Raw genomic sequence first — 18,055 nt, forward strand, 5'->3', positions numbered from 1 at the left:
GCGAAGGGATGTACATGCCCATGGGTCACACGACCACAGCCGAGGCAGGCTCCGGGGGCCTGACAGCGACCGAGCATCGCCTGGCCAACGGTCTGCGCGTGGTGCTGTCCGAGGACCACCTGACCCCGGTGGCGGCGGTCTGCCTCTGGTACGACGTCGGCTCCCGCCACGAAGTCAAGGGGCGCACCGGCCTGGCTCACCTTTTCGAGCACCTGATGTTCCAGGGCTCGGCGCAGGTCAAGGGCAACGGTCACTTCGAGCTCGTACAGGGCGCCGGCGGCTCGCTCAACGGCACGACCAGCTTCGAGCGCACCAACTACTTCGAGACCATGCCCGCGCACCAGCTGGAGCTCGCCCTCTGGCTGGAGGCCGACCGGATGGGCTCGCTGCTGGCCGCCCTGGACGACGAGTCCATGGAGAACCAGCGGGACGTCGTCAAGAACGAGCGCCGCCAGCGCTACGACAACGTGCCCTACGGCACCGCCTTCGAGAGGCTGACCGCCCTGTCGTACCCGGAGGGCCACCCCTACCACCACACGCCGATCGGCTCGATGGCGGACCTGGACGCGGCCACCCTGGAGGACGCCCGCCGGTTCTTCCGCACCTACTACGCGCCCAACAACGCGGTGCTCTCCGTGGTCGGCGACATCGACCCCAAGCAGACCCTCGCCTGGATCGAGAAGTACTTCGGGTCGATCCCGTCCCACGACGGCAAGCCCGCACCCCGCGAGGGCTCCCTGCCGGACGTCATCGGCGAGCAGAAGCGCGAGGTCGTCGTCGAGGAGGTCCCGGCGCGCGCCCTGATGGCCGCCTACCGGCTGCCGCACGACGGCACGCGCGCGTGCGACGCCGCCGACCTCGCCCTGACCATCCTCGGCGGCGGCGAGTCCTCCCGCCTGTACAACCGGCTGGTGCGCCGCGACCGTACGGCCGTCACGGCCGGCTTCGGCCTGCTGCGCCTGGCCGGCGCTCCCTCCATGGGCTGGCTGGACGTGAAGACCTCCGGTGACGTCGAGGTGCCGGTCATCGAGACCGCCATCGACGAGGAGCTGGCCCGGTTCGCCGAGGAGGGCCCCACGCCCGAGGAGATGGAGCGGGCCCAGGCCCAGCTGGAGCGCGAGTGGCTGGACCGGCTGGGCACGGTCGCCGGCCGGGCCGACGAACTGTGCCGCTACGCCGTCCTGTTCGGCGACCCGCAGCTCGCCCTCACCGCCGTCAAGCGCGTCCTCGAGGTGACCGCGGAGGAGGTCCAGGAGGTCGCCAAGGCCCGCCTGCGTCCCGACAACCGCGCGGTCCTGGTCTACGAGCCGAAGTCCCCGGAGCAGGCCCCGGACGCCGACGTCCCCGAGGACCCGGAGCAGGAAGCCACCGTAGAGGCCGGTAACGAGAACAAGGAGACGGCCAAGTGACCGAGCTCGCCACCATGGACTTCCATCCCCAGCCGCAGGCCGGCGAAGCCAAGCCCTGGGCGTTTCCGGCCCCCGAGCGCGCCGCGCTCGACAACGGCCTGACGGTGCTGCGCTGCCACCGCCCCGGCCAGCAGGTCGTCGCCGTCGAGGTGCTGCTGGACGCGCCCCTGGACGCCGAGCCGGCCGGCCTGGACGGCGTCGCCACGATCATGGCGCGGGCCTTCTCCGAGGGCACCGACAAGCACTCCGCCGAGGAGTTCGCCGCCGAGCTGGAGCGCGCGGGTGCCACGCTGGACTCGCACGCCGACCACCCCGGCGTCCGGCTCAGCCTGGAGGTCCCGGCCTCCCGCCTGGCCAAGGGCCTCGGCCTGCTCGCCGACGCGCTGCGCGCGCCCGCATTCGCCGACAGCGAGGTGGAGCGGCTGGTCCGCAACCGCCTGGACGAGATCCCGCACGAGCTGGCCAACCCCTCCCGCCGGGCCGCCAAGGAGCTCTCCAAGGAGCTGTTCCCGCTGGTCTCGCGCATGTCGCGTCCCCGCCAGGGCACCGAGGAGACGGTCGAGAAGATCGACGCCGACGCCGTACGCGCCTTCTACGGCCGGCACGTACGCCCCGCCACGGCCAGCGCGGTCGTGGTCGGCGACCTCACCGGCGTCGACCTGGACGCGCTGCTCGGCGACACGCTGGGCGCCTGGACCGGCACCGCGGGCGAGCCGCGGCCCGTGCCTCCGGTGACCGCCGACGACACCGGGCGCGTGGTCATCGTGGACCGGCCCGGCGCCGTGCAGACACAGCTGCTCATCGGCCGCGTCGGTCCCGACCGGCACGACCGCGTGTGGCCCGCCCAGGTGCTCGGCACCTACTGCCTCGGCGGCACGCTCACCTCCCGCCTGGACCGCGTCCTGCGCGAGGAGAAGGGCTACACCTACGGTGTGCGCGCGTTCGGCCAGGTCCTCAGGTCCGCGCCGGACGGCACGGGCGCGTCGATGCTCGCCATCAGCGGTTCCGTGGACACCCCCAACACCGGCCCGGCGCTGGAGGACCTGTGGAAGGTGCTGCGCACCCTCGCGGCGGAGGGCCTGACCGACGCCGAGCGGGACGTGGCCGTGCAGAACCTCGTCGGGGTGGCGCCGCTGAAGTACGAGACCGCGGCGGCCGTGGCGAGCACGCTGGCCGACCAGGTCGAGCAGCACCTGCCCGACGACTTCCAGGCGACGCTGTATCAGCAGCTGGCCGCGACGGGCACGGTGGAGGCCACGGCGGCCGTCGTGAACGCCTTCCCGGTGGACCGCCTGGTGACCGTCCTCGTCGGCGACGCCTCCCAGATCAAGGCGCCGGTGGAGGCGCTCGGCATCGGTGAAGTGACCGTGGTGGCGGCCGAGTAGAGCGCGCCGTCGCGGCGGCCGGGTGCGCCCGGGAGGCCGCACGCGCGCGTGGGGCCCTGACGGTCTACGGACCGTCAGGGCCCCTGCCGTTTCCCAGCCCTACCCCAGATGCCCGATTTGAGGCGGAGGTTGCCTGTCTGCCCTGTGGCATGCGCTACAAAAGCCCGGATCGGTTTGGGGTTCCCAAGCTGGCTTACGTAGCGTCGCCCAGGCTGTTCGTCGGGCAGTGCGCCGCACCCGCGGCACCGGACAGTCATCGCCGAGTCCCCGTACGGCGCGAGCCAGGGGAGCCGGGGACCCACGCAGTCCCTGGGGTGAATCGGGCGCCAGCGCGAGCCGCGAGGGAGCCCGTAGGAGACCTTCCTGCTCCGAACCCGTCAGCTAACCCGGTAGGCGAGAGGGAAGGAAAGGACCAGCCACTCCATGGCGTTCATGTGCGCCACCGGGAAGCACCGCAAGCCCGGCCGGGTCAAGCGCACCACCGCTCAGGCGGCGGGCATCGCGGCCCTCACCACCACCGGTGTCATCGGCACCCTCGCCGCCTCCCCGGCGCTCGCCGCCGAGAACACCGTGGAGCAGACCGGCCTCACACCGGTCCTCACCCTGAGCGACGACGTGGCCGAGCACATCGCCGCGCAGGCCGCCGCGCAGCGGCAGGCCGCCGAGCAGAAGGCGGCCGAGGAGGCCGCCGCCAAGAAGGCGAAGGAGGAGCGCGAGGCCAGGGCCCGCGCCGCCCGGGAGGCCGAGCGCAAGCGCCTGCTGAACACCTTCGTCGCCCCGATCACGAACTCCTACGTCTCCACCGGCTACCGGGCCAGCAGCTCCCTGTGGTCCTCCGGCTCGCACACCGGCATCGACTTCCACGCGGCGAGCGGCACCCCCGTGCACGCGGTCGGCGCCGGCACCGTCGTCTCCACCGGCTGGGGCGGCGCGTACGGCAACCAGATCGTGATCAGGATGGCCGACGGCATGTACACCCAGTACGGCCACCTGTCGTCCATCGGCGTCTCGGTGGGCCAGCAGGTCACCCCGGGCCAGCAGATCGGCCTGTCCGGCGCGACCGGCAACACCACCGGCCCGCACCTGCACTTCGAGGCCCGTACGACCCCCGACTACGGCTCGGACGTCGACCCCGTCGCCTACCTCCGCAAGCACGGCGTGAACGTCTGACGCCCCCGCGCGCGGCATGCGAAGCCCCGGCTCACCGAGCCGGGGCTTTCGTCGTTTTTCACGGCCGCGACCCGGCCCGCTGACCAAAAAATATCCATGGATTCCGACCCGCCGTCGGAAATTCCGGCTCATTGGAATAGAGTCACGGAACACGCGTCCATCGTCGACGTTTCACGGGGATTAAGGCGGAGGTCGGTCATGCGTATTCCGGCGCACTCGGTGTGCACGGCCATCCGGGACGACATCGTCGCGGGTGTCTACGAGCGCGGCGGCCGGCTGACCGAGGAAGTCCTCGCCCGCCGCTACGGCGTCTCGCGCGTCCCCGTCCGCGAAGCCCTGCGCACCCTGGAGGCTGAGGGCTTCGTGGTGACCCGCCGGCACGCGGGCGCGTGCGTGGCCGAGCCGACCGAGCAGGAGGCCGCCGACCTGCTGGAGATGCGCCTGCTGCTGGAGCCGCTCGGGGCCGCCCGGGCCGCCCAGCGGCGCACCGAGGCCCATCTGAAAGTGCTGCGCGGCCTGGTCAGGCTGGGCCAGGAGCGGGCCAGACGGGGACACAGCGAGGATCTGCGCTCGCTGGGCGGCTGGTTCCACGAGACGCTCGCCCAGGCCTGTGGCAGCCCCTCGCTGACCACGATGCTCACCCAGCTGCGGCACAAGATCGCCTGGATGTACGCGGTGGAGGCGCCGCCGAGCCCGGTGGACTACTGGGCGGAACACGGCGCCATCGTCGACGCGGTGGCGCGCGGCGACGGCGAGCGTGCGCGGGCGCTCACGGCGCTGCACACCGAGCGCGCGACGGCCGTGCACCGGCTGCGCTTTTCCGGGGCCGGCGAGCGTGTGAGGACTTCGCAACACGCCGTAAACATGTCGGGCCTCCGGCATTAACACGGACGCCGTATACAAAGAAGAGTAATTCGGCTGCGCCGTATTTTCGCTGCCCTGATTCCGGTGTGCGCGCAATGAGCCCGGAAACACAGAGCCGCGCCGCCCGAAAAGGCGACGCGGCTCCGGCGTATCAGCGTGCTGCTGTTCAGACCGTCTCGGGCAGTTCCTCGAGGCCCTCGGCGACCAGCTTGGCCAGACGGTCCAGGGCGACGTCCGCGCCCTCGGCGTCGGAGGCCAGCACGATCTCTTCGCCGCCCTGGGCGCCCAGGCCCAGGACGGCCAGCATGGAGGCCGCGTTGACGGGGTTGCCGTCGGCCTTGGCGATCGTCACCGGGACGCCTGCGGCCGTGGCGGCTCGGACGAAGATGGAGGCGGGGCGGGCGTGGAGGCCCTCGGCCCAGCCGACGTTGACGCGGCGCTCAGCCATGTGTTGCTGCCCTTCAGTCTTCAGGGTTGTCTAGACCAGTTTCCCATATCGCGAAGCGTGCCCGGAGCGGACCTTCGTCCGCCCCGGTGTGGCGCCGGAACCGCGGCCTCGGTTCCGGCTTCCGTCCTCCACAGACTGCCCTGCGCCGTTGTCGGACGCGAGCCGTACTCTGGGGCCCATGCAGACCTCGGCGGACCGGCAGGACCGGCACCAGTACCCCGCCCACTGGGAGGCGGACGTGGTGCTGCGCGACGGTGGTACCGCGCGCATCAGGCCCATCACCGTTGATGACGCCGACCGCCTGGTCAGCTTCTACGAGCAGGTCTCGGACGAGTCGAAGTACTACCGCTTCTTCGCGCCGTACCCCAGGCTCTCCGCCAAGGACGTCCACCGCTTCACGCACCACGACTTTGTGGACCGGGTGGGACTCGCGGCCACCATCGGCGGCGAGTTCATCGCCACCGTACGCTATGACCGCATCGGCGCCGACGGCATGCCCGCCACCGCGCCCGCCGACGAGGCCGAGGTCGCCTTCCTGGTGCAGGACGCCCACCAGGGCCGCGGCGTCGCCTCCGCCCTGCTGGAGCACATCGCGGCCGTCGCCCGCGAGCGCGGCATCCGCCGCTTCGCCGCCGAGGTGCTGCCCGCCAACACCAAGATGATCAAGGTGTTCACGGACGCCGGCTACACCCAGAAGCGCAGCTTCGAGGACGGCGTCGTCCGTCTGGAGTTCGACCTCGAACCCACCGACCGCTCCCTCGCCGTGCAGCGCGCGCGGGAGCAGCGCGCCGAGGCCCGTTCGGTGCGGCGCCTGCTCATGCCCGGCTCGGTGGCGGTCGTCGGCGTCGGCCGCGCCCCCGGCGGCGTCGGCCGCAGCGTCCTCGGCAACATCCGGGACGCCGGCTACGGCGGCCTGCTGCACGCCGTGAACAAGGCCTTCCCGGAGGACCTCGGCGAGGTCGACGGGGTGCCGGCGTACCGGTGCGTGCGGGACATCGGCGGTCCGGTGGACCTCGCCGTGGTCGCCGTGCCGGCCGAGCACGTGCCCGCCGTGGTCGCCGAGTGCGGAGAGCACGGAGTGCAGGGGCTCGTCGTGCTCTCCGCCGGGTACGCCGAGAGCGGGCCCGAGGGGCGCGAGCGGCAGCGGGCCCTCGTGCGGCAGGCACGCGCGTACGGCATGCGGATCATCGGCCCGAACGCCTTCGGGATCATCAACACCGCGCCCGACGTCCGGCTGAACGCGTCCCTCGCCCCGGAGATGCCCCGCCCCGGCCGCATCGGCATGTTCGCCCAGTCCGGCGCCATCGGCATCGCCCTGCTGTCCCGGCTGCACCGGCGCGGGGGCGGGGTCACGGGGGTCACCGGCGTGTCCACCTTCGTCTCCGCCGGCAACCGCGCGGACGTCTCCGGCAACGACGTCCTCCAGTACTGGTACGACGACCCCGAGACCGACGTCGCCCTCATGTACCTGGAGTCCATCGGCAACCCCCGCAAGTTCACCCGCCTCGCGCGCCGGACGGCGGCGGCGAAGCCGCTGGTCGTGGTGCAGGGGGACGGTTCCGCGCCGCCGGGGCACGCGGTCCGCGCCACCCGGCTGCCGCACGCCACCGTCTCCGCCCTGCTGCGGCAGGCCGGGGTGATCCGGGTCGACACGATCACCGAGCTGGTGGACGCCGGACTGCTGCTCGCCCGGCAGCCGCTGCCGGCGGGGCCGAGGGTGGCGATCCTGGGGAACTCCGAGTCGCTGGGCGTGCTGACGTACGACCGGTGTCTGGCGGAGGGCCTGCGGCCTTCGCGTCCGCTGGACCTGACGACCGGGGCGACGGCGCAGGACTTCCATCGGGCGCTGGGCGCCGCGCTGGCCGACGAGACGTGCGACTCCGTCGTGGTGACGGCGATCCCCGCGATCGGGGAGGCGTCGCCGGGGGACGCGGAGCTGGCCGAGGCGTTGCGGTCGGCCGCGGCTGCCGTTCCGGGGAAGCCGGTGCTGGTGGTGCACGTGGAGCTCGGGGGGCTCGCGGAGGCGCTGTCGGCTGCGGCCAGTACCGCACCCGCGGCCGTTGAAAAGGCGCCCCGCACCGAGGGCGGTGCCCATCGCCCCGCGGATCGACCGCCCACCGCGACAGCGGAAGCGGCCAGCCCTCCGGAGGGCACGCACCTCATCCCCGCCTACCCCGCCGCCGAACGCGCGGTGCGGGCGTTGGCCGAAGCCGTCAGATACGGGCAGTGGCGGCGGGAGGCGGCCGATCCCGGGAAGGTGCCCGAGTACGACGACATCGACGAGAAGGGGGCCGCGCGGCTGATCGGCGAGCTGCTCGCGCGGGGGGAAGGGCTCACCATCTCCGACGCGGAGACCTGCGAGCTGCTCGGCAAGTACGGCATCCCCGTGCGGCGCGCGCTGCCCGCGCCCACCCCCGACACCGCCGCCGAAGCCGCCCGCACTCTCGGCTACCCCGTCGCCCTCAAGGCCACCGCCCCGCACCTCAGGCACCGCGCCGACCTGGGCGGCGTACGCCTGGACCTCGCGGACGAGGAGCAACTGCGCCGGGCGTACGCCGAGTTGGCCGAGCTGTTCGGCAAGCCGGAGGAGCTGCGCCCGGTGGTGCAGGGCATGGCACCGCGCGGCGTCGACACCGTCGTACGGGCCGTGATCGACCCGGCGGCCGGGGCCGTGCTGTCCTTCGGGCTGGCGGGGGCCGCCTCCCAGCTGCTCGGGGACATGGCGCACCGGCTCGTCCCGGTCACCGACCGGGAGGCGACCTCGCTGGTGCGGTCGATCCGTACGGCACCGCTGCTCTTCGGCTGGCGCGGCTCCACACCCGTCGACACCCCGGCGCTGGAGGAGCTGCTGCTGCGGGTGTCCCGGCTGGTCGACGATCACCCGGAGGTGGTCGCCGTCACCCTCGAACCGGTCGTCGTCGCCCCGCACGGCGTGAGCGTCCTCGGCGCCACGGTACGGCTCGCGCCCCCGCCCGCCCGCGACGACCTCGGGCCGCGCACGATGCCGGCCTACTGACCGGGGAGGGGGACCGGATGGAGATCGCCGGCCGGCGGCTGCCGGAGGGCAGCTGGTGGGACTGGGAAGTGATCGTCTGGGACGGCGGGCAGCTGCGGCCGGCCACCGGGTACGACCTCACCCATCAACACGGCCTGGAGATCGTCTTCACCGCCCCCGGCTTCGTCTCGTGCCCCTCCGCCTTCCAGGACCCCGTCTTCCGTCAGCCCGCCGCCGAGGAGACGGCACGGCTGCGGCGCGCGCTGGGCGAAACACCGCCCGTCGTGGTCGCGTTCGAGGCGGACGGCGGTGGACCCGATCCCGTCTCCTGCCTGATCGCCGCGGAAGGGCTGGACGTCCTGCCGGGGCTCGTCGCACGGCGCTCACGCGTGCGTGCCCAGGCCGCTCCCGGTCTGCGCGACTGGCCCGGACCCCCCTTGCCCACGGATTAGGATGGACGCCATGGCCAAGACCAGTACGACGACCCAGGGGCTGCGCGCGGCGATCGAGCGCAGCGGCTACTACCCGGCCCTCGTGGCCGAGGCGGTGGAGGCCGCTGTGGGCGGCGAGCCCATCCAGTCGTACCTGGTCCACCAGGAGACGACGTTCGACCAGAACGAGGTGCGGCGGCATGTGACCGTGCTCGTTCTCACCGGCAACCGCTTCATCGTCAGCCACACCGACGAGCAGGCCGCCGACAGCACCTCCCCGACGCCGTACGCCACCACCTCCACCGAGTCCGTGAAGCTCGGCCGGATTTCGTCGGTCGTGGTCAGCCGGGTGGTCGCCAACCCCGAGCAGTACACGCCGGGCACCCTGCCCCGCGAGGTCGTGCTGACCATCGGCTGGGGCGCTGTCAGCCGCATCGACCTGGAGCCCGCCGCCTGCGGCGACCCCAACTGCGACGCCGACCACGGCTACACGGGCAGCTCCACGGCGGACGACCTCAGCCTGCGCGTCAGCGAGGCCGGGGACGGCCCGGAGACGGTGCGCCAGGCGCTCGCCTTCGCCCAGGCCATCTCGGAGGCGACCGCGGACATCGCCCGCTGATGTCCCAGCTCTCCGCCTGGGACCACCCGGAACCGCTCGCCCTGCACACCGCGCCGCTGCCCGAGTACGGCACCGGCTCCCTCGCCGATCTGCTGCCCACCCTCGCCGCCGGCCTGGGCGTCCCCGGACTGACCGCCACGATTCCCGAGCTGACCGCGGCCGACCGGGTCTGCGTCCTGCTGATAGACGGGCTCGGCTGGGAGCAGCTGCGGGCGCACGCCGACGAGGCGCCCTTCCTGACCTCGCTGCTCGGCACCTCGCGCGGCGGCACCGGCCGGCCGCTCACCGCCGGCTACCCGGCGACCACCGCCGTCTCCCTCGCCTCCGTCGGCACCGGCCTGCCGCCCGGGGTCCACGGCCTGCCCGGCTACGCCGTGCGCAACCCGGGCACCGGCGAGCTGATGAACCAGCTCCGCTGGCAGCCGTACACCGATCCGCGCGCCTGGCAGCCGTACCCCACCGTCTTCCAGCTGGCCCAGGCGGCCGGGGTGCACGCCGCCCAGGTGACCTCGCCCATCTTCGAGCACACCCCGCTCACCAAGATCGCGCTCAGCGGCGGCAGCTTCCACGGACGGCTCAGCGGCGAGGAGCGCATGGACCTCGCGGCCGAGCAACTGGCCGCCGGGGACCGTTCGCTGGTCTACACGTACTACTCCGAGCTGGACGGCGCCGGACACCGCTACGGCGTCGCCTCCGACACCTGGCGCGGCCAGCTGATGTACGTCGACCGGCTCGCCCAGCGCCTCGCCGAGCAACTGCCGCCGCGCAGCGCGCTCTACGTCACCGCCGACCACGGCATGGTCGACGTCCCGTTCGACGACGAGCACCGCATCGACTTCGACACCGACTGGGAGCTGCGCGCCGGGGTCGCCCTGCTGGGCGGCGAGGGCCGGGCGCGGCACGTGTACGCGGTGCCGGGCGCCGAGAACGACGTGCTGACCGTGTGGCGCGAGGTGCTCGGCGAGCAGTTCTGGGTGGCCTCGCGGGACGAGGCGATCGCCGCGGGCTGGTTCGGGCCGCACGTCGACGAGCGGGTGTACCCACGGCTCGGGGACGTGGTCGCGGCCGCGCACGACGACGTCCTGATCATCGCGTCGGAGCGGGAGCCGAAGGAGTCGTCGCTGGTCGGCAACCACGGTTCGATGACGCCCGCCGAGCAGCTGGTCCCGCTGCTCGAAGTACGCTCCTGACGCCCCCCTTTGTGACTACTCGCCGAAAGGTGCTCAACTCCTCATGCCCGAGCTGGTGTTCTTCTCCGGAACGATGGACTGCGGGAAGTCGACGCTGGCTCTGCAGATCGAGCACAACCGCTCCGCGCGCGGTCTCGTCGGCATGATCTTCACCCGGAACGACCGCGCGGGCGAGGGCAAGCTGTCCTCCCGGCTCGGCCTGGTCACCGACGCGGTGGAGGTCGCCGACGACCAGGACCTGTACGCCTCCCTCGTGGACCACCTCTCGCAGGGCCGCCGGGCCGACTACGTGATCGCGGACGAGGCGCAGTTCCTCGCGCCCGAGCAGATCGACCAGCTCGCGCGCGTGGTGGACGATCTCGGCCTGGACGTGTACGCCTTCGGGATCACCACCGACTTCCGCTCCAAGCTCTTCCCCGGCTCGCAGCGGCTGGTGGAGCTGGCCGACCGCATCGAGGTGCTCCAGGTGGAGGCGCTGTGCTGGTGCGGCGCCCGGGCCACGCACAACGCCCGCACGATAGGCGGCGAGATGGTGGTGGAGGGCGCCCAGGTGGTCGTCGGCGACGTCAACCAGGCGGCCGGCGAGATCGGCTACGAGGTGCTGTGCCGGCGCCACCACCGCCGCCGGATGACCGCCGCGACGGCCCGCGCGGCGGCCCTGTCGCCGGACGTCCTGCCGGTCTCGTCCAGCTGACTCCGACGCGTGGCACCGGCTGACCGGAGTACTCAGCGCGGGCTCTCGATCACCGAGAACTCCGCGCCCTCCGGGTCCGCCACCGTCGCCACCCGGCCGTGCGGGCTGTTCTGCGGCTGTCTGATGACGCGGCCGCCGAGGTCCGCCACCTGCCGTACCGTCGCGTCGGCGTCGGCGACCTCGAAGTACGTCTGCCAGTGCGGTCCGCGGTCGCGGGGCAGGCCATGGCCCACGCCGTGCAGTCCGGCCACCGGGCGGCCCGCGAGAAGGAGGGTCACGTAGTCGAAGTCGGCGGAGACCATCGGCTCCCGCTCGTAACCGAACACGGTCGCGTAGAACTTGGAGACGCTCTCGGTCTCGAAGGTCACCAGCTCGTTCCACGAAGGTGTGCCGGGCACTCCCGTGAGCGCGGTGCCGAGGTGCGCGGAGCCCTGCCAGATGCCGAACACCGCCCCGGAGGGGTCCGAGGCGATGGCCATCCGTCCGGCCTCGGCGGCGTCCAGCGGCCCGACCGCCACGGTGCCGCCGCACTCCCGTACCGTGTCGGCCGTCTGGTCCACGTCGTCCGAGGCGAGGTAAGGCGTCCAGGCGATCGGCAGCCGCCGGTCCGGCGGCAGCTGTCCCATGCCCGCCACCTCGCACCCGTCGAGCAGCGCCCGCACGTACGGGCCGAGCTGCTGCGGGCCCGGCCGGAACTCCCAGCCGAACAGCTCGCCGTAGAACTCCTCGGTCGCGGTCAGTCCGTGCGCCATCAGGCTCACCCAGCAGGGCGTGCCGGGCGCACGCCGCGCGTGCGGGCCGGCCGGCTCCCGTGCCTCCGTCATCGATCACTCTCTCCCCGGCCCCTCGCGGTGGCCATGTCGCTTCCGCTCCCCGGAAGGGGTCTCCCACGCCGGCGGCGGGTACGCCCGTGCCGGTGCCCGCATCCTCCACGCCGCGACGGGACTTACTGCGCCGACGCTCGGCGACACCTCCGGGAGGATGCCCGGTCTGCCGTCTTTCGCCGCTTCCTGACGATGGCCGGCGGGTGTCCGCCGTCTCTACAGCACGTGCTCGATCCCATACGCCTTGTGACCAAGCCTGTCCGGCCGAGCAGAGTAGCCGGACCTGGACGCCGCGGCCACCCCTGGCGTATGCATGGCGCCATGACAGCCATCATCACCGCATCCGATCTCGCACATGAGCTCGCCGGGGACCGCCCTCCGGTGCTGCTGGACGTGCGCTGGCAGCTGAGCGTGGCGAAGGCGGCGGGCGCGCCGGCCTTCGACGGGCGGGCCGAGTACGCGGCCGGGCACATCCCGGGCGCGGTCTTCGTCGACCTGGACCGGGAACTGGCCGGAGAGCCCGGCAAGAGGGGCCGGCATCCGCTGCCGGACCTCGTGGAGTTCGGTGCCGCGATGCGCCGCGCGGGCGTGTCGGCCGGCCGGCCGGTCGTCGTGTACGACGGCGGCCAGGGCTGGGCGGCCGCGCGCGCCTGGTGGCTGCTGCGCTGGACGGGTCACCCGGACGTGCGGGTTCTCGACGGCGGATTGCCGTCCTGGCAGGGCGAGCTGTCCACCGAGGTGCCGGCCGTGGCCGAGGGCGACTTCCGGCCGGCGCCGGACGCCTCGGGTCTGCTGGACGCGGATGCCGCGGCGGCCCTGGCCCGCGCGGGCGTGCTGCTGGACGCGCGGGCGGGGGAGCGGTACCGCGGTGAGGTGGAGCCGATCGACCGGGTCGGCGGGCACATCCCGGGCGCGGTGTCGGCGCCGACGACGGAGAACGTGGGCCCCGACGGCCGCTTCCTGCCCGCGGCGGAGCTGCGGGACCGCTTCAAGGCCCTGGGCGTCTCCTCGGACGCCGAGGTGGGCGTGTACTGCGGTTCGGGCGTCTCCGGCGCGCACGAGGTCCTCGCGCTCGCGGTGGCCGGCATCCCGGCGGCCCTGTACGTCGGTTCCTGGTCGGAGTGGTCCTCGGACCCGTCCCGGCCGGTGGCGGTCGGCGCGGACCCGCAGTAGCGGCAGCCGGGCAGCGCGGCACGCGCGCGTGTGGCCGGAAGGCCGGGCACGCACGCGTGCAGCCGGAAGTGGGGGGCACGCACGCGTGCCCCCCCACTTTTCCGTTTCCCTACGGCGGGTTACTCCTGCTTCTTGCGGCGCGTGCCGAACACGATCTCGTCCCAGCTGGGCACGGCGGCGCGGCGGCCGGGGCGGACGCCGTCGGCCTCGGCCTGCCGGTCGGTGGCACCGATCAGCCGGTCGCGGTGGCTGCCCACGGAGCGGGGCATGAGGACGTCCGCGTAGGCCGAACCGGCCGAGGCGGCGGGGGCCGGCGGGTCCTCGGCGGCCGGTTCGCCGGCGGGTTCCTCCGGCGTCTCCGCCGGGCGCTCCGGGACCACCAGGTCACCCCGGAAGCTCGGTACCGCCTCCAGCAGGCTGGTCAGCGAGTCGCGTTCGCCCGTGCTCTCCTCGGGAGGCTCGGACGCCTGCGCGGGCAGGGTCGGCCGCTCCCGGTCGCCCCGGTCCAGCGCGCGGTCCATCGAACGCTCGCGTGGCAGGCGGGCGATGCGCGGCACGAACGGGAAGCTCGGCTCGGGCACGGCGAGGTCGTCGGACTCGCCGATCAGCGAGCGCGCCTCGTCGTCCACGGCCTGGACGAGCCGCCGGGGCGGGTCGTACGTCCAGCTCGCCGAGTGCGGTTCGCCCGCGACCCGGTAGACGAGGAGCACCTCCCACGTGCCGTCGTCGCGGCGCCAGGAGTCCCACTGCACGGTGTCCTTCTCGGCGCCGCGCAGCAGCAGCCGCTCCTGCACGGCCTCGCCGAGCAGCGGACCCGAGTTCTCGCCGGGGCGGCGGACCGGCGTCTTGCGGGCACGCTCGGCCATGAAGGCGCGCTCGGCGAGCACGGGGCCCTCGAAACGCCGGACCCGGTCCACGGGGATGCCGGCGAGTTGCGCGACCTCCTCCGCGGTGGCACCGGCACGTATACGCGCCTGGATGTCACGGGGGCGGAGATGGCTCTCGACCTCGATCTCGATCTGCCCGAGGCGCGGCCGGTCGCCGCGCACTGCGGCGCGCAGCCGTTCGTCGATCGGAAGGGTGTACTCCGTTGCGTCGGCAGCCTTGAGCACCAGCCGTGTGCCGTCATTCGAGACGGCCACGACACGCAGTTCGGGCATGGGGACCTCCCGGGTGGTGCCTGCCGACGTCACGTGCGTCGCTGCTTCCGCTAGTCGAGTGTGGCCTGCCCGGGTGCAGCCTGCCACAACCTTGCCGAGTTGCCCGGCGTGTCGGGCACGGGCCCTGGTCCGCCGTTATGGCACGGTTACCTGTTCGCAACGCTAAGTGACCAAATTCGTCACCCTGTGCAACTAGCCCCCTCCCGGCGGTCCTTCAAGGCCGCGGACACCCTGGTGGGGACCGGACCCAGGGCTCGCAACAGTACTCCATTTGGACCATGTGCGTGGATGGGCGCGCCGCCCAACTTATGGCAAGGCTTGCGACTTGGCCGTCGGCGACCGGTTCTGCCGATCATGAACGTGGCGAACTTCACGCAATCCCCAGAAACGGAACTAATGGTTTCCGCTGTACGTCCCCATCTCGTGCAGTCGGTAGCCCGATGTCGATCAAGTACGGGAAAGGCGGGCAGGTTCCGGGTATGCGTGAAACGCCCGATGCGGGTCGCAAGCGGATCGACCTGAGTGTCCCCCAGGTCGCGGGCAGTGCCCTTGCGGCCGTCGTGGCGGCCGGACTCGCGTCGTACTTCGGGGTGTAGGGCACGATCCTCGGGGCGGGAGTCGTCAGTGTCGTCGCCACCTGCGGGGGCACGCTGTTCCAGCACTTCTTCAAGCGGACCGGGGAGCAGCTGAGGGAGGCGACCGCCGTGGCGCGGCCGAGGGAGGCGACGGTCGCGGCCCGGCCCCGGGAAAAACTGCCACCGGCTCCGGGCGAGTTCACCGAGGGCACCGTCTACCGCGCGCGGGTGAAGAGCCGGCGTCGGCCGGTGATCGCGGCCGCCGTCGTGTTCGGGGTGACGATGGCCGGCATCACGACGTATGAACTGGCGTCCGGCAACAGCTTCAGCGGCGGCACGGGCACCACGGTCAGCGACGCGGTGACCGGTCGGGGCTCCTCCTCCGCCGGCACGTCCGGCTCTCCCGCCAAGTCCGACGAGGCACCGGTGCCTTCGGGCACTCCGTCCCGCGAGTACGCGCCCGATGCCGGTGGCGGTACGGCCCACAGCTCGACGCCGGCACCCGGCCACTCCCCGGGCGGGGAGACGAGCGACGGCCCGATCCCGTCCCCGACTCCCACGCCCAGCGGGTCCGTTGACACGCCTACGACCCCAGAACCCTCCGCAAGTAGTCGTTCTGGAACAGCCGTTCCGGGTCAAGGCGGTCCCTCAGCGCGGTGAACTCGTCGAAGCGCGGGTACACGCGCGCGAAGTACTCGGCGTCCCGCGTGTGCACCTTGCCCCAGTGCGGCCGGCCCTCGTGCGCGGTGAAGATCCGCTCGGCGGCGGTGAAGTAGGCCTGGTACGGCGTCCCCCGGAACATGTGGACGGCGATGTAGGCGCTGTCCCGGCCCGAGGCGGTGGACAGCGTGATGTCGTCGGCCGGAGCGGTGCGCACCTCGACGGGGAAGCTGACCCGCAGCCCCGAGCGTTCGACCATGGACTTCAGCTCGCGCAGCGTCTCCGCCAGGGCCGCGCGCGGGACGGCGTACTCCATCTCCGCGAAGCGCACCCGGCGCGGCGAGGTGAAGACCTTGTAAGGGATGTCCGTGTAGGTCCGCGCGGACAGGGCCTTGCTGGAGATCCGCGCGATGGCGGGAACGGTGGCGGGGGCGGCGCGGCCGACCCACTGGGCCACCTGGAAGACGCCGTTGGAGAGGAATTCGTCCTCGAACCAGCCGGCCAGCTGCCCCACGGGCTGCTCGGGACCGGCGCTGCGGTTGTTCCGCTTGGTGTTGGTGTTGCCGGTGTGCGGGAACCAGTAGAACTCGAAGTGCTCGTTCTCCGCCCAGAGTTGATCGAACTCGGCGAGGACCCGGTCGAGGGGCATCGGCTCCTCGCGCGCGGTGAGCAGGAAGACCGGCTCCACGGCGAAGGTGATCGCGGTGACGATGCCGAGGGCGCCGAGACCTATTCGGGCGGCCGCGAAGATCTCCGGGTTCTCCTTCTCGGAGCAGGTGAGCACCGAGCCGTCCGCCGTGACGAGTTCGAGTCCCTTGATCTGCGCGGCGATCGAGCCCGACTCGCGGCCCGTGCCGTGCGTGCCGGTGCTGGTGGCCCCGGAGACGGTCTGCTCCATGATGTCGCCCATGTTGGTGAGGGACAGCCCCTCGCGCGCCAGCGCCGCATTGAGTCTCTTGAGCGGGGTGCCGGCCTCGACCGTGACCGTCATGGATTCACGGTCAATCTTGCGAATGCCCGTCAACAGTTGAGGGCGGATCAAGACACCGTCGGTGGCGGCTATGGACGTGAAGGAGTGACCGGTCCCGACCGCCTTCACCTTCAGGCCGTCCTCGGCGGCCCGCCGCACCGCAGCGGCCAGCTCCGCCACCGACGCCGGCGCGACCTGCCGGGCGGGCCGGGCGGAGACGTTGCCGCCCCAGTTACGCCAGGTGCCGTTCTTCCCGCTCGCTGTGCTGCTCAACGGTGCCTCCCCGACCCGAGGCCGGCCTGCGCAGCCGGCGGTACCCGAGGAAACCGACCGCGACCGCGACGGCCCCGGACACGGCCGGAACCCCGTACCCGGCCCGCGCCCCGGCCGAGTCGATCACCGAGCCGGCCGCGGACGAGCCGAGCGCGACCCCGACCGCGAGGCCGGTGCTCACCCAGGTCATGCCCTCGGTGAGCTGCGCGCGAGGTACGTGCTCTTCGATGAGGGACATCGTCGTGATCATCGTCGGTGCGATGGACAGCCCCGAAACGAACAGCGCCACGGCCAGAAGCGGCAGGTTTCCGACCAGTAGGAGGGGGATCATACTCACGGCCATCGCCGCCACGCCCAGCAGCCAGCGGCGTTCCGGCGCCCCGGCGAACCGCACCAGCCCGAAGACCACCCCGGCCACGCAGGAACCGGCCGCGTACAGCGCCAGCACCACGCTCGCGGCGCCCTTGTGGCCGCGCTCGTCGGCGAAGGCGACGGTGACCACGTCCACCGACCCGAAGATCGCGCCGGTCGCCACGAAGGTGGCCACCAGGACCTGCAGCCCGGCCGAGCGCAGGGCCGTGCCGCCGCCGTGGTGCTCGCGCGGGTGCGGCTCCGGCTCGGTGGCGCGCTGGGCGGTGAGCCAGAAGACGCCGACGGCCAGGAAGCAGGCGGCGAGCAGCGGCCCGGCCTCCGGGAACCAGGTGGTCGACAGCCCGATGGAGATGATCGGGCCGAAGATGAAGCAGACCTCGTCGACGACCGACTCGAACGAGTACGCGGTGTGCAGCTTGTCGGTGCCCCGGTACAGCGCCGCCCAGCGGGCCCGGATCATCGCGCCGAGGCTCGGCACGGAGCCGATCCCGGCGGCGCAGGCGAACAGCACCCAGTCCGGCCACCGGAAGTGCGCGGCGAGCAGCAGCCCGGCCGCCGCCGTGAGCGCCACCAGGGTCGCGGGACGCAGCACCCGGCGCTGGCCGTGGCGGTCGACCAGCCGGGAGATCTGCGGCCCGATCGCCGCGGCGGACAGCGCGATGGTGGCCGACAGCGCCCCCGCGAGCCCGTACCGCCCGGTCAGCTGCGAGATCATCGTGACCACGCCGATGCCCATCATCGACAGCGGCATCCGGCCGAGGAATCCCGCGGCGGAGAACGCCTGGGTGCCGGGTTCGGCGAACAGGGCTCTGTAGGGGCTGGGCACGTGGTCTCCGAAGCGGC

The 18,055-nt window shown here is 72.8% G+C and carries 16 protein-coding genes and 1 riboswitch; of the genes, 10 read left to right on the forward strand and 6 right to left on the reverse strand.

Annotation, left to right across the window (positions count from 1 at the left end):
- The first annotated feature begins 14 nt into the window (after positions 1-14).
- From ACQPXS_RS33510 to ACQPXS_RS33525, 4 genes are all read left to right on the forward strand, one after another.
- Positions 15-1,409: a M16 family metallopeptidase gene (locus tag ACQPXS_RS33510; protein WP_433453103.1), complete on the forward strand. Its 1,395-nt coding sequence runs from the start codon at positions 15-17 to the stop codon at positions 1,407-1,409.
- Positions 1,406-2,794, forward strand: a complete 1,389-nt coding sequence (locus ACQPXS_RS33515; RefSeq protein ID WP_433453104.1) for a M16 family metallopeptidase — start codon at positions 1,406-1,408, stop codon at positions 2,792-2,794. The genes ACQPXS_RS33510 and ACQPXS_RS33515 overlap by 4 nt, the downstream gene beginning before the upstream one ends.
- 247 nt (positions 2,795-3,041) lie before the next feature.
- A riboswitch (cyclic di-AMP (ydaO/yuaA leader) is annotated at positions 3,042-3,205 on the forward strand.
- Between the two features lie 12 nt (positions 3,206-3,217).
- Positions 3,218-3,964 carry a M23 family metallopeptidase gene (locus tag ACQPXS_RS33520; protein ID WP_433453105.1) on the forward strand — a complete coding sequence of 249 codons (747 nt, stop codon included), beginning with the start codon at positions 3,218-3,220 and terminating at the stop codon, positions 3,962-3,964.
- Positions 3,965-4,162: 198 nt separating this feature from the next.
- Positions 4,163-4,849 (forward strand): GntR family transcriptional regulator, encoded by a 687-nt coding sequence (locus ACQPXS_RS33525; RefSeq protein WP_351805953.1) that lies wholly within the window; start codon positions 4,163-4,165, stop codon positions 4,847-4,849.
- 145 nt (positions 4,850-4,994) lie between these two features.
- Here ACQPXS_RS33525 and ACQPXS_RS33530 read toward each other — a convergent pair whose 3' ends face one another.
- On the reverse strand, positions 4,995-5,276 hold the full coding sequence (locus ACQPXS_RS33530) for an HPr family phosphocarrier protein (RefSeq protein ID WP_053655224.1): 282 nt from the start codon (positions 5,274-5,276) through the stop codon (positions 4,995-4,997).
- Between the two features lie 178 nt (positions 5,277-5,454).
- Between ACQPXS_RS33530 and ACQPXS_RS33535 the strand changes: the two genes are divergently transcribed.
- The 5 genes from ACQPXS_RS33535 to ACQPXS_RS33555 are packed head-to-tail and all read left to right on the forward strand — an operon-like array spanning position 5,455 to position 11,205.
- Entirely contained in the window at positions 5,455-8,292 is a 2,838-nt protein-coding gene (locus ACQPXS_RS33535) for a GNAT family N-acetyltransferase (protein WP_433453107.1), read from the forward strand.
- Positions 8,293-8,309: 17 nt separating this feature from the next.
- Positions 8,310-8,723 carry a hypothetical protein gene (locus ACQPXS_RS33540; RefSeq protein WP_433453108.1) on the forward strand — a complete coding sequence of 138 codons (414 nt, stop codon included), beginning with the start codon at positions 8,310-8,312 and terminating at the stop codon, positions 8,721-8,723.
- A 10-nt stretch (positions 8,724-8,733) separates the two neighbouring features.
- On the forward strand, positions 8,734-9,321 hold the full coding sequence (locus tag ACQPXS_RS33545) for a DUF5998 family protein (RefSeq protein ID WP_351805959.1): 588 nt from the start codon (positions 8,734-8,736) through the stop codon (positions 9,319-9,321).
- Positions 9,321-10,511 (forward strand): alkaline phosphatase family protein, encoded by a 1,191-nt coding sequence (locus ACQPXS_RS33550; protein WP_433453109.1) that lies wholly within the window; start codon positions 9,321-9,323, stop codon positions 10,509-10,511. Before ACQPXS_RS33545 ends, ACQPXS_RS33550 begins: the two co-directional genes overlap by 1 nt.
- A gap of 43 nt (positions 10,512-10,554) precedes the next feature.
- Positions 10,555-11,205, forward strand: a complete 651-nt coding sequence (locus ACQPXS_RS33555; protein WP_351805963.1) for a thymidine kinase — start codon at positions 10,555-10,557, stop codon at positions 11,203-11,205.
- Positions 11,206-11,237: 32 nt separating this feature from the next.
- On the opposite strand, the gene ACQPXS_RS33560 is transcribed toward ACQPXS_RS33555, so the two are convergent.
- Complete coding sequence (locus tag ACQPXS_RS33560; protein WP_433453111.1) at positions 11,238-12,029, reverse strand: VOC family protein; 792 nt, start codon at positions 12,027-12,029, stop codon at positions 11,238-11,240.
- A 321-nt stretch (positions 12,030-12,350) separates the two neighbouring features.
- On the opposite strand from ACQPXS_RS33560, the gene ACQPXS_RS33565 reads away from it, so the two are divergent.
- Positions 12,351-13,202 carry a sulfurtransferase gene (locus ACQPXS_RS33565; protein WP_433453113.1) on the forward strand — a complete coding sequence of 284 codons (852 nt, stop codon included), beginning with the start codon at positions 12,351-12,353 and terminating at the stop codon, positions 13,200-13,202.
- Positions 13,203-13,321: 119 nt separating this feature from the next.
- Here the strand turns inward: ACQPXS_RS33565 and sepH are convergent, their stop codons facing one another.
- The 4 genes from sepH to ACQPXS_RS33585 all read right to left on the reverse strand — a co-directional run bounded on the left by sepH (position 13,322) and on the right by ACQPXS_RS33585 (position 18,038).
- Positions 13,322-14,362, reverse strand: coding sequence for a septation protein SepH (sepH, locus tag ACQPXS_RS33570; RefSeq protein ID WP_433453114.1), 1,041 nt, complete (start codon positions 14,360-14,362; stop codon positions 13,322-13,324).
- 790 nt (positions 14,363-15,152) lie between these two features.
- On the reverse strand, positions 15,153-15,518 hold the full coding sequence (locus ACQPXS_RS33575) for a hypothetical protein (RefSeq protein ID WP_433453116.1): 366 nt from the start codon (positions 15,516-15,518) through the stop codon (positions 15,153-15,155).
- Between the two features lie 2 nt (positions 15,519-15,520).
- Positions 15,521-16,840 (reverse strand): D-arabinono-1,4-lactone oxidase, encoded by a 1,320-nt coding sequence (locus tag ACQPXS_RS33580; RefSeq protein ID WP_433453117.1) that lies wholly within the window; start codon positions 16,838-16,840, stop codon positions 15,521-15,523.
- The gene (locus tag ACQPXS_RS33585; RefSeq protein ID WP_433453119.1) at positions 16,800-18,038 is read right to left on the reverse strand and encodes an MFS transporter; all 1,239 of its coding nucleotides are present in this window, start codon (positions 18,036-18,038) and stop codon (positions 16,800-16,802) included. Before ACQPXS_RS33585 ends, ACQPXS_RS33580 begins: the two co-directional genes overlap by 41 nt.
- Between the last annotated feature and the right edge of the window lie 17 nt (positions 18,039-18,055).

Origin of the sequence: Streptomyces sp. CA-142005 (genome assembly GCF_050942335.1) — a bacterium.
GTDB lineage: Bacteria > Actinomycetota > Actinomycetes > Streptomycetales > Streptomycetaceae > Streptomyces.